This window comes from Clostridium sp. (assembly GCF_036646415.1).
Taxonomy (GTDB): domain Bacteria; phylum Bacillota; class Clostridia; order Clostridiales; family Clostridiaceae; genus Clostridium_J.
Genome location: NZ_JAVXMF010000023.1, coordinates 1 through 12313 on the forward strand (window position 1 = coordinate 1; position 12313 = coordinate 12313).

8 protein-coding genes, 2 tRNA genes and 1 riboswitch are annotated in these 12313 nt (G+C 31.3%); of the genes, 9 read left to right on the plus strand and 1 reads right to left on the minus strand.

The genetic code is table 11. The features are described 5' to 3' along the window. Positions 1-82: 82 nt before the first annotated feature. The 9 genes from RSD37_RS13330 to prfB all read left to right on the plus strand — a co-directional run bounded on the left by RSD37_RS13330 (position 83) and on the right by prfB (position 10867). Positions 83-157 (plus strand) — tRNA-Thr (locus tag RSD37_RS13330). A 3-nt stretch (positions 158-160) separates the two neighbouring features. After that, a tRNA-Tyr gene (locus RSD37_RS13335) sits at positions 161-245 on the plus strand. Positions 246-421: 176 nt separating this feature from the next. Then, a riboswitch (SAM riboswitch) is annotated at positions 422-522 on the plus strand. 100 nt (positions 523-622) lie between these two features. Beyond that, on the plus strand, positions 623-1798 hold the full coding sequence (metK, locus tag RSD37_RS13340) for a methionine adenosyltransferase (protein ID WP_346947238.1): 1176 nt from the start codon (positions 623-625) through the stop codon (positions 1796-1798). Between the two features lie 297 nt (positions 1799-2095). Beyond that, the gene (locus RSD37_RS13345) at positions 2096-4303 is read left to right on the plus strand and encodes an ATP-dependent RecD-like DNA helicase (RefSeq protein ID WP_346947239.1); all 2208 of its coding nucleotides are present in this window, start codon (positions 2096-2098) and stop codon (positions 4301-4303) included. Between the two features lie 15 nt (positions 4304-4318). Beyond that, the gene (locus RSD37_RS13350) at positions 4319-5341 is read left to right on the plus strand and encodes a hypothetical protein (protein ID WP_346947240.1); all 1023 of its coding nucleotides are present in this window, start codon (positions 4319-4321) and stop codon (positions 5339-5341) included. Next, complete coding sequence (locus RSD37_RS13355; protein WP_346947241.1) at positions 5314-5994, plus strand: ComF family protein; 681 nt, start codon at positions 5314-5316, stop codon at positions 5992-5994. Before RSD37_RS13350 ends, RSD37_RS13355 begins: the two co-directional genes overlap by 28 nt. A 495-nt stretch (positions 5995-6489) precedes the next feature. After that, positions 6490-7020, plus strand: coding sequence for a ribosome-associated translation inhibitor RaiA (raiA, locus tag RSD37_RS13360; protein WP_346947242.1), 531 nt, complete (start codon positions 6490-6492; stop codon positions 7018-7020). Between the two features lie 235 nt (positions 7021-7255). Continuing rightward, entirely contained in the window at positions 7256-9757 is a 2502-nt protein-coding gene (gene secA / locus RSD37_RS13365; protein WP_346947243.1) for a preprotein translocase subunit SecA, read from the plus strand. Positions 9758-9759: 2 nt separating this feature from the next. Beyond that, a protein-coding gene (prfB, locus tag RSD37_RS13370; RefSeq protein ID WP_346947244.1) for a peptide chain release factor 2 occupies positions 9760-10867 on the plus strand; the annotation gives its coding sequence in 2 pieces (ribosomal slippage) (positions 9760-9837 and positions 9839-10867; 1107 coding nt in all). A 14-nt stretch (positions 10868-10881) separates the two neighbouring features. Here the strand turns inward: prfB and RSD37_RS13375 are convergent. Beyond that, complete coding sequence (locus RSD37_RS13375; protein ID WP_346947245.1) at positions 10882-12219, minus strand: M28 family metallopeptidase; 1338 nt, start codon at positions 12217-12219, stop codon at positions 10882-10884. Between the last annotated feature and the right edge of the window lie 94 nt (positions 12220-12313).

The following is a 12313-nucleotide window of genomic DNA, read 5'->3' on the forward strand; positions in this document are numbered from 1 at the left end:
AGCATCTGCCTTACAAGCAGAGGGTCACAGGTTCGATCCCTGTTGCGACCACCACTTAAACTTTAGTTTTTAAATATAATATGCTGGCATGGCTCAACGGTAGAGCAGCTGATTTGTAATCAGCAGGTTGTAGGTTCGATTCCTATTGCCAGCTCCATATGGAGGAGTTCCCGAGTGGCCAAAGGGGGCAGACTGTAAATCTGTTACGTTTCGTTTCGATGGTTCGAATCCGTCCTCCTCCACCAAAAATAAGACATTAAGAGTAATCTTAGTGTCTTATTAATTTTAAGAATAAATTATAAAAGTTTTATAGAATAATTTAAAAATGTAATTAAATTCTTAATATTGTGACAAACTATACTGTGTTGACAGTGAGAAAATGCTATGATATTATAAATCCGTAAGTTAATAATAAATAGTTCTCTTATCAAGAGAGGTGGAGGGATTAGGCCCTATGAAACCCGGCAACCGGCGTAAAATCGCAATGGTGCCAATTCCTGCAGTAATTCTGCAAGATAAGAAAGTTTAGTGCATTGTTTGACTAACCTCTTCTTGTCTGTAAGAAGGGGTTTTATTTTTTTATAACAAATTATATCAAATAGATTTTAAGGAGGAGTTTCCAATGAAAAGATTATTTACATCAGAATCAGTAACAGAAGGACATCCAGATAAAATGTGTGATCAGATATCGGATGCAATACTAGATGCTATATTAGAAAAAGATCCAAGTGCAAGAGTTGCTTGTGAAACAGCAACTACAACTGGAATGGTGCTTGTAATGGGGGAAATAAGCACAAACTGCTATGTAGACTTCCAAAAGGTTGTTAGAGATACAGTAACAGATATAGGATATACAAGAGCTAAGTATGGATTTGATGCCAATACATGCTCAGTATTAACTTCTGTACATGAGCAATCAGTAGATATTGCTATGGGAGTTGATGAAGCATTAGAGAGTAAGTCAGGTAACATGAACAATGATGAAGCTATTGGTGCTGGAGACCAAGGTATGATGTTCGGATTCGCAACTAATGAGACAGAAGAATATATGCCACTTCCAATTGCTATGGCACATAAATTATCAAGAAGACTAACAGAAGTAAGAAAGAATGAAACTTTAAATTACTTAAGACCAGATGGAAAAACTCAAGTAACTGTAGAGTATGAAGATAATAAACCAGTTAGAATTGATACTATTGTAATATCAACACAGCATAGTCCAGATGTTACAAGAGAGCAAATCGAAAAGGATTTAAAAGAACATGTTATAGGAGTTGTAGTTCCTAGTGAATTATTAGATGAAAATACAAAGTATTACATAAATCCTACTGGAAGATTTGTAATTGGAGGACCACAAGGAGATGCAGGTCTTACAGGTAGAAAGATTATAGTTGATACTTATGGTGGATATGGTAGACACGGTGGTGGAGCATTCTCAGGAAAAGATCCAACAAAGGTTGATAGATCAGCAGCATATGCATCAAGATGGGTTGCTAAAAATTTAGTAGCGGCGGGTATCGCAGATAAGTTAGAAATACAACTTGCTTATGCTATAGGAGTTGCTCAGCCAGTATCTATAGAAGTTGAAACCTTTGGAACTGGAAAAGTTTCAGAAGATAAGATTGTTGAGATAGTTGGCAAAGTGTTTGATTTAAGACCATCAGCAATTATAAGAGAATTAGATTTAAGAAGACCTATATATAAACAAACAGCTGCATATGGTCATTTTGGAAGAAATGACTTAAACCTACCATGGGAAGAATTAAATATGGTAGATGAAATAAAAAAATATATATAATTAAGTTTTAATTATATATATTTATAAAAAGAGTCCACACTAATAATAATTAGATTATTAGTGTGGACTCTTTTGTTAGTAATATTAAATCTTATATTATACAGATAAAAGATAGTAAAAAGATAAGAAATAATTAATTATTTATATTTATTTAGGGTATAAAAATGTAACTATCTTTAAGTTGTAATTATATCATGATACTATAAATATTATTACATTAGAATTTACATTTTGGAGTATTTATTTTGATATAATAGTATTTAAGAGTGTAGAATAAGAGGTGTTGGGAGAGATTTTATGATGACTATTGAAGGTGTAGTTGACACCGTAGTATTCAGAAATGAAGATAATGGCTATACAATATGCAAAATTAAAGGTGATAAAGAGATAATAACAGCTGTAGGGGTAATACCATATATTAATGAAGCTCAGGAGTATACAATTCAAGGTGAGTGGACAGTTCATCCTAAGTTTGGAAAGCAGCTTAAGATAGAAACTATCACTGAAATAATTCCAACAACAACTAAAGGTATTGAAAAATATTTAGCTAGTGGTGTTATTGAGGGTATAGGGAAGGTTACAGCAAAGAAAATAGTAGAATTTTTTGGTGATGATACTATAAGGGTATTAGACAATAATATCGAAAGACTTGAGGAAATACCGGGTATAGGTAAAAAGCGAATAAATACAATTATGAAATCTTATTTAGAACATCGAGTTACTAAAGATATAATCATGTTCTTTCAAGGTTATGGAATAACTGTAAACATGTCTATGAAAATTTACAAAAAATTTGGAGCCAATTGCATAAACATTGTTAAAGATAATCCGTATATATTAACAGAATACATAACTGGTATAGGGTTTAAAACTGCCGATTCCATAGCAAAGAGTCTTGGGATAGAGTTAGATTCTCTATTTAGAATTAAAAGTGGAATAAACTATTTAATCAATGAATTTTGTGCTATTGGAAATACATTTATACCTATGGATAAACTTGTAGATAAAGCTATAAGTCTATTAGGGGTAAAAGGAGAAAAAATAGACGAGGGAATCTATGAATTAATAATAGATGGAAAGATTAAGGTAGAGGTAGTAGATAATATAAATGCAGTATATAATATGTCCTATCTTTATTTAGAGATGTCTGTAACTAAGAAAATTATAGAACTTGCTACTACTAAATATGATAAGTTAGATTTAAACATAGATAAAGAAGTTAAAAACTTTGAAAAAGATACAAATATTAAATTGGCAACTTTACAAAAAGAAGCTATTGAAGGTTCCTTTTTAAATGGAATTGAAGTTATAACTGGAGGTCCTGGAACTGGAAAGACTACTATTATAAATTGTATTGTAAGATTGTTTGAAAATCTAGGATTAAAAGTGTATATGGCTGCGCCTACAGGGCGAGCTGCCAAGAGAATGGCTGAGGCGACGGGACGGGAAGCTAAAACTATACATAGATTACTAGAAATAGGAAGTTATCGGGATGAAGAAGTGGATGAAATAGAAAACGAAACCTCTTCAATAGAGTGTGATGTACTTATAGTTGATGAAGCATCTATGATAGATATAAGTCTTATGAATGCGTTACTAAAAGCCATGGAGATTGGAACTAGACTTATTATAGTAGGAGATGTTGATCAATTACCATCTGTAGGGCCGGGAAATGTGCTTAGAGATATAATAGAAAGTGATGCTGTGAAGGTTGTAAGGCTAAATGAAATTTTTAGACAAGGTCAGGAAAGTATGATAGTTCAAAATGCCCATTTAATAAATGAAGGAAAGATGCCACTTTTAAATACAAAGAATAGTGATTTTTATCTTGAAAAAGCTACTGATAGTGATATTATGCTTGAGAAAATAATAGGATTGGTAAAGACTAGACTTCCGAAATTTAATAGTGGATGGGATAGTGTTAGAGATATACAAATATTATCTCCAATGAGAAAAGGAAATATGGGAATAGATAATTTGAATGTTAAGTTGCAACAAGTTTTAAATCCCAAGAGTAAGGACAAAGAAGAAAAAGAATTAAGAGATATGGTGTTTAGAACAGGTGATAAGGTTATGCAGATTAAAAATAACTATACACTGAAGTGGATACGGAAAAATACAAATGAAGAAGGTAAGGGTGTTTTCAATGGGGATGTTGGATATATAACAGAGATTAATGAAGAAGATGACAAGGTTATTATATGTTTTGAAGATGATAAAATAGTAGAATATGAAGAAAATGAACTAGATGAAATAACTCTTGCATATGCTGTTACAATCCATAAGAGTCAAGGAAGTGAGTTTCCGGTGGTAATTATGCCTATGTTCATGGGACCACCCCTACTAATGAATAGGAATCTGCTTTATACGGGTATAACTAGAGCTAAAAAATTAGTAGTATTAGTAGGAAATTCTAGAGCTGTTGAATTTATGAAGGATAATAATAGAAGTTTTGAAAGATACTCAGGTTTAAAGTGGAGAATAAGAGAGATAATTCATATGTAGGGTAGGAGGTGTTGTATGTTATTCCTAAAAAAAAATAGGGCGGTAGGGAAAAAATCAAATAAACCTATAGAAGATAAAATACTTGATAGTGTAGTTAGAAAGATTGAAAAAATTAACGTTATTTCATCTTTGAATAATAAAACTTCAATCTTTAATAAGGCATTTAAATGGTCACTTAGTGAGGGTAAAAAAATATTATATATCATAAACGAAGATAGGGAATCTTTGGACGTACTTGGAGTTATAAGTAGTAATTTAGTTAACTATATAGATGATAAAAGGTATAATGTTATTCATGATAAAATAAATATATGTAGTCATAACATTGCACTTTATATAGAAGAAAAGTTTGATATTGTAATATACGATGAAGTGAATTCTAGACCCAGGTATAGTAAGGAATCTATAGTAAGGGTTATGAATTATAATTGTAATAATTATGGAACTATGATTAGTTATTCTATGGAGAAAGTTTTCGATAAAGAGCTAACTTTCTACAATTTACAAAAGGATAGGCAAGTTCCAATAGTAGAACCAAGGATTATAACCACAAGAATGAATATAGAAGAAGAAATACCTATGGGAGTATATGAATACTTAAAATGGTCAATAAATACAAATAAGAAAGTAATAATATATGTTCCTGATGATGAAAAAGTAGATAAAGTATACGAATATCTTCATCATATAAAAGAAAAACTTACAAAGAATATTTTTAAAGAGAAGCTTAATAAAATAAATAGAAAAGATGTATCTAGATTTATATTATCAGAAGGTGGAATATTAGTTACGGATGATTTTAATGAAAATTTTAGAGGGATTCATCCTCTAAATGTAATAGTATTTTTTGCGGATCATAGTAATTTTAACTATAAGGATTTAGTTTATATTTCAAGTAAGGTAAATAGACTGTCCATTGCAGAGAGAGAAGAAGTGATTTTTGTTTGTAACAATGAGACAAATCATATTGATAAATGTAGAGAAGTTTTAAGGGAGTTAAACAAACGGGCATGGGAAGAAGGTTTTCTGAAGCTATAGGATATATAATAAATAGTGTATTAGCTATTATTTATGGAACCAATGACAAGTGTCTAATTTGTGGCGAATATGAAGATGTGGATTACATTTGTGAAACTTGTAAAATAAATATAAATATAATTAATTTAAGATATAAAATAGAAAAGGGAAATGAACATATTTACTGTTATTCTCTTGGATTTTATTCTTATGGGCTTAAGAAGCTAATATTAGCATTTAAGTATGATAAGGATTTTTCGGCAGGGGAAATTTTATCAAGGTATATGAGTGAGTTTGTTTTGAATGAATTCAATAAAGAAATAGATATGTTAACATTTATACCAAGTAGTAAGGAGTCTTTAAGGAAAAGAGGATTTAATCAATGTGAGGTATTATGTGAGTTTATAAGTAAAAGTTGTAGCATACCTTATGAATGTCTAATAGATAAGTCAATAGAAAGTAAAGACCAAATTGGTCTTGATAATAAAAAGAGATGGGACAATGTACGGGGTTCATTTAAAGTTAAGAGTAATAAATCAATAGAAGGCAAGCGTATACTTTTAATTGATGATGTTATTACTTCGGGTGCAACTGGGTTTTATGCAGCGATGGCACTTAAAGAAGCTAAAGTAAAAGAAGTTTTTATATTGACAGTTGCAAAAAGTAGAGTATAATATAAGAGTCGGGTTTGTGGTTGAAAGTCGATGCCAGTCGCAGGCGAAACGATCCACGTAAGTTAAATAAAATGTTTAATGATCATGGTGCGGCTTAGAGGTGAGTCCTACCGCTTAAAGGCGAGAGGCTTAGTAGTGAGAGGGTAATTCTGGGTAGCGAAATGTCCAGTAGGCGAGTGTGGGGTCAAAGACCAGGTCAAACGACAGAAGGTAACATCTTGTTTTTCAAGGTGTTATTTTTTTTGATTAAACATCTAGCACATGTGATTTAATTATATCATATATTATAAGAATTTTCACGCACTACATATAGGTGATATAAGTAGTCTAAGCAAGTAATGAGAAGATAATGTTGGGGTAAATAAAGTATTTTTCAGAATATTGAGTAAAAACATCTTTGCAAAAAAGTGAAGTTAATACTAAAATATAATTACAAAATATAAAAGCAGTTAAATAGAAACTTAATATCTATTTAATATGAGGGGGGCTAGAGTTATGAAAGTTAGAGTTATTGGAAAAAATATTGAGGTTACTGAAGGACTAAGAACTGCCGTAGAAAAAAAATTATCAAGAATTGATAAATATTTTATGGGTGATATTAAGGCTACAGCTACATTGAGTGTAGAGAAAAATATACACAAAATAGAGGTAATTATTCCATTTAACACTGCTTTGTTAAGAGCTGAAGTAAAGAATAATGATATGTATACTTCAATAGACTCCGTAATAGATAAGTTAGAGAGCCAAATAAGGAAGCAAAAAACTAAACTTGAAAAAAGAAATTATGATAACTCACTAAAAATTAGCAATATACAGCAATATGATGATTATGATAAAAATGATGAACCTAAAATTGTAAAGACTAAAAGATTTGCTATAAAACCTATGAATGAAGAAGAAGCAGTATTACAGATGGAACTTTTAAGTCATGACTTCTTCGTGTTTATGAATGGTGATACTGATGAGGTTAACGTAGTTTATAAGAGAAAAGATGGAAACTATGGCCTTATCGAACAAGATTTTTAAATCTTAATAATTATTAAATTATAGTTAAAACTCTGTAGCATAAAGCTATAGAGTTTTTTAAATTATTAAATATATATTAATACCATATAAATAAAGGAAAAAATTTACTTATTTTAGGTAAAACATTAAGTATAAAGTTGAAGTAAGAATAAATAACTGATATAATCTTAGTTAGTATTTAACGTGAAGAACCAAATTAATAAACATTAATGAGGAAGAGTGAGGATGATTTTAAATGAAATTATTTAATAAGATATTTGGAACCTATAGTGAAAGAGAAATTAAGCGAATAATTCCAATAGTAAAAAAAGTAAATGAACTTGAGAGTGATATAGAGAAGTTAAACGATGATGAATTAAGAGGTAAGACAGAAGAGTTTAAAGAAAGACTAAAAAAAGGTGAAACTTTAGATGGTATTCTTCCAGAAGCTTTTGCTGTAGTTAGGGAAGCATCAAAAAGAGTTCTTGGACTTAGACATTATGATGTTCAAATTATTGGTGGGATTGTTCTTCATCAAGGTAGAATTTCAGAGATGAGAACTGGAGAAGGAAAAACTTTAGTTGCTACCCTTCCATCATATTTAAATGCATTAACTGGTAATGGCGTACACATTATCACTGTAAATGATTATCTAGCAAAAAGAGATAGAGATGAAATGGGAAGAGTTCATGAATTTTTAGGACTTACAGTAGGAGTTATAATTCATGGCCAAAATCAAGTGGAAAAACAACAAATGTACAATTGTGACATTACTTATGGTACAAATAATGAATTTGGGTTTGATTACCTAAGAGATAACATGGTGGTTTATAAAGAAGAAAAGGTTCAAAGAAGTCTTAATTACGTTATAGTGGATGAGGTTGACTCAATCCTTATAGACGAAGCGAGAACTCCACTTATTATTTCAGGTCAAGGAGATAAGTCTACTGATTTTTATAGAATTGCGGATTTCTTTGTTAAGGGATTAGTGGAGAATGATTATCTAATAGACGAAAAGAGAAACTCAGTTATACTTACAGATGATGGTATAGCAAGAGCAGAGAAATACTTCCACTTAGAGAATTATGCAGATCCTGAAAATATGGATGCTCAACATCACATAGTTCAGGCTTTAAAAGCAAACCATATAATGAAGAATGAAAAAGATTATATAGTTAAAGAGGGAGAAGTAGTTATTGTTGATGACTTTACAGGAAGACTTATGGAAGGCAGAAGATATAGTGATGGATTACATCAAGCAATTGAAGCTAAAGAAGGGGTTAAAGTTGAAAAAGAATCTAAGACATTGGCTACTATAACATTCCAAAACTATTTTAGAATGTATGGTAAACTTGCAGGAATGACTGGTACTGCTGAAACAGAAGAGGCTGAGTTTAGAGAAATTTATGGTATTGATGTAGTGGTAATACCTACTCATATGCCAATAGTTAGACAAGATTTTCCAGATGTTGTATATAAAACTGTTAAGGGCAAATATAAGTGCTTAGTAGATGAGATTGTAGAGACTCATAAAATTGGTCAACCAGTACTTGTTGGTACAGTAAGTATAGATAAATCTGAGATGATTTCTTCAATGCTTAAGAAAAAAGGGGTTCCACACCAAGTACTAAATGCTAAATATCACGAGAGAGAAGCCGAGATTGTAGCTTTAGCAGGACAAAAGGGCGCTGTAACTATTGCTACTAACATGGCTGGTAGAGGTACTGATATTAAGCTAGGTGAGGGCGTAGTAGAAGTTGGAGGCTTAAAGATATTAGGAACTGAAAGACATGAATCAAGACGTATAGATAACCAATTAAGAGGTCGTGCAGGTCGTCAAGGCGATCCAGGTGCTTCAAGATTCTATATATCACTTGAAGATGACCTAATGAGAATATTTGGATCGGAGAGACTTGGTGGAATGATAGATAAGCTAGGTCTTGAAGAAGAAGATGCAATTGAAAGCAAGATGGTTAGTGGAGCTATAGAAGGTGCTCAAAGAAAGGTTGAAGGAAATAACTTTGACGTTAGAAAGAATGTAGTTAAATACGATGATGTAATGAATAAGCAAAGGGAAATAATCTATAAGCAAAGACAAGAAGTGCTTATGGGTGCAGATATTAAAGATCAAATTCAAGGAATGATTGAAGCTGTTATTACAACTTCTGTTAAGAATCATATAAGTGGTGTTGAAGATACTTTTGATGATGAGTTAAACAAATTAATAAAATACATGGAAGAAGTTTATCTACCAAAGGCTGAAGTAACAGTAGAGAAGCTTTCAAAGTTATCTGATGCTGAGATTATAGAGTTACTACTTAATAGAGCAAAAGAATTATATGCTGAAAAAGAAGTTGACTTTGGTGAAGAACAAATGAGAGAAATTGAAAGAGTTATCCTACTTAAAATAGTTGATGCTAAGTGGATGGAGCATATTGATAATATGGATCACTTAAAGCAAGGTATTGGGCTTAGAGCATATAAGCAACAAGATCCGGCTCAAGCTTATCAAATGGAAGGTAGTGACATGTTTGCTGAGATGATAGAGAACATTAAAGATGAAACAGTTAAGTATCTATTCCATGTAAGAGTAGAAAAGGCTCCAGAGAGAGAAAGAGTTGCAGAAATAACTTCAACTAATGAGGATAAATCCTTAAAGAAAGATCCAGTAAAGAAAAAAGTAAAACCAAATAGGAATGATACTTGTCCATGTGGATCAGGACATAAATACAAGAATTGTTGTGGAAGAGGCGAATAGAAGTGATATTACAATTAGAGGAGTGCTTAAATCAAGTTTGCGTTTTAAGTGAAAAATTACAAGAGTTAAAGGTGTCTCTTTGACATAGCATCTATAGAAAGTAAAGCATCTGAATTAGAGTTTAAGATGCAAGAACCAGATTTTTGGAGTGATATAAATAAGGCTCAGGAAGCTACACAGACATCAAAGTCTTTAAAAGATAAACTAGACAACTTTCATAAATTAGAGCTTAGAGTTGAAGAGGTTCAAATATTAATAGAGATGAGTTTAGAGGAGGAGGATTCCTCCTCTTACAAAGACATTAAAAGTGAACTGAAATCTATTGAAGGTGATATAGAAAATCTTAATGTTGAAACCTTATTAAGTGGAGAATATGATAGGAATAATGCCATATTAGATTTACATACTGGAGCAGGAGGAAATGATGCTCAGGATTGGACTAATATGCTATATAGGATGTATTCTAGATGGTGTGAAGATCATGGATTTAAGATTGAGATTTTAAACTATGTATCAGATGATGAAGCTGGAATAAAAGCGGTTACGATTAAGGTTATAGGAGAGTTTGCATATGGATACTTAAAAGCTGAAAAGGGTGTTCATAGACTTGTTAGAATTTCACCTTACAATTCTAGTGGTAAAAGACAAACTTCTTTTGCAGGATGTGAAGTTTTACCAGAACTCACAGAAAACCAGGATATAGATATTAGGCCAGAAGACTTAAAGATTGACACTTATAGGTCTGGGGGAGCTGGAGGACAACATGTTAATACAACAGATTCTGCAGTAAGAATAACCCATATTCCTACTAATATAGTAGTTCAGTGTCAAAATGAAAGAAGCCAGCACACAAACAAAGATTATGCTATGAAGATGCTAAAGGCAAAGCTAGTAGCCGTGAAGATTCGTGAACATAAGGACAGAATCGAAGATATAACAGGAGAGATAAAGGACAATGCCTGGGGTAGTCAAATTAGATCCTATGTGTTTCACCCATATAATTTAGTTAAGGACCATAGAACTGGTGCCGAAACTGCTAATGTAGGTTCAGTTATGGACGGAAACATAGATATGTTTATAAATGAATATCTGAAAAAGATAAAAGAGTAGCAACTACTACTCTTTTATTTTTTTATTCCACTATAGATAAGTATAAGTACTAATGAGCTGATACAAGAAAATATAAGTATTATCTCTAAGTTGTTATATAAAATATTACTAGAGTAGCTATCATTTAAAATTTGAGTTTTCATAATGCTAAAACATCTATCAATAGCAGTCTCACTAATATAGTCAACCTTATCATTAGGAGTATGAATTCTAGAAGTATCATTGTCACATAGAGTTACAGCTTCTATATCTGCATTTCTAAAAGGACTATGATCGCTAGCATCTTCAAAGAGATAGTTAAAGTAAATTTTTTTGTTTTGAAAAACTGTTGTTAATTCTTCTATTAAAGGAGTTTTAGCTGTATCTAACTTACCACCCATTATACATAGAGGAATTCCATCAAAACTTCCTATCATATCAAAGTTATAAACTCTACTATCTTTCAAAACGGCCTGATACTGGTCCACAAACGCTTGAGAACCAAGTAGTCCAAATTCTTCAGCATTGAAAGCCACAAATATAATATCTCTATCAGGGGTTCCCAAAGTTTTTATATACTTAGTGAGAGCTATAAGAAATGAAGTTCCTGAACTGTTATCTAGAGCGCCACTATATATAGTATTATTTAAATCAGTACCTACATGGTCAAAATGAGCACCGAGTACTAATGGAGGTAAGGTAGAATCTTTACCTTTTAATACACCTACTACATTATTAATAGTTGTATGATCTATAGATATAGGAATATAAGTATATATAGAAAATCCATCGTTTAAGTAGTTCTTTATATTTTGAAGAGTTTCATTTGTAACAACAATATATAAATCTTGATTACTGCTTTCTACAAAGGAACTTCTGAAGGCTAGGTTATTCTCATTTGTAGTATAAAATATTACACTTCCTGTATGATTTTTCACATAGAGTGCGTCATCATCTTGATTTATAACGTGAGATTTATCAAATTCTATTTCAGTATTTCTAAAATTAAGCAAATCCTCTTTATAATTAACTCCGTATTCTAAGATTTTATGAACCTTTCTATCACCGTCTAGAATTGCAATCATCGGTTCATCTGATAATGCATTAGGATAGTTAACATCAAAACTTTGGTAGTAATTATCCATGAATGCTTCTATGCCAGCACTCTCAAATTTATCCTTTATAAAAGATGCTGCAATAGCATTTTCTAAACTTCCGCTTAATCTTCCTTCAAATTCATCAGAGGATAAATATTTGATAGTGCCTTTTACTTCACTAGTATCAAAATTGTTAATTAACATATAATTACTATAACCCATGGAAGATAATAGTAGTGATATAGTTAAGAAATAAGATATTAAAAATTTCCTCATGGCATCACCTAACATATTACTTTAGTACTATAAATATGAAAAATTTTTCTAAGTTATGATAAAAATATAAATGTTGTGTTAAAATTAAAAGATA

What these genes read in the sequence shown, in the direction of transcription:
- raiA (WP_346947242.1), top strand. Translation starts at nt 6,490, where the DNA reads ATGAAAGTTAGAGTTATTGGAAAAAATATTGAGGTTACTGAAGGACTA.
- RSD37_RS13350 (WP_346947240.1), top strand. Translation starts at nt 4,319, where the DNA reads ATGTTATTCCTAAAAAAAAATAGGGCGGTAGGGAAAAAATCAAATAAA.
- secA (WP_346947243.1), top strand. Translation starts at nt 7,256, where the DNA reads ATGAAATTATTTAATAAGATATTTGGAACCTATAGTGAAAGAGAAATT.
- RSD37_RS13355 (WP_346947241.1), top strand. Translation starts at nt 5,314, where the DNA reads ATGGGAAGAAGGTTTTCTGAAGCTATAGGATATATAATAAATAGTGTA.
- metK (WP_346947238.1), top strand. Translation starts at nt 623, where the DNA reads ATGAAAAGATTATTTACATCAGAATCAGTAACAGAAGGACATCCAGAT.
- RSD37_RS13375 (WP_346947245.1), bottom strand. Translation starts at nt 12,219, where the DNA reads ATGAGGAAATTTTTAATATCTTATTTCTTAACTATATCACTACTATTA.
- RSD37_RS13345 (WP_346947239.1), top strand. Translation starts at nt 2,096, where the DNA reads ATGATGACTATTGAAGGTGTAGTTGACACCGTAGTATTCAGAAATGAA.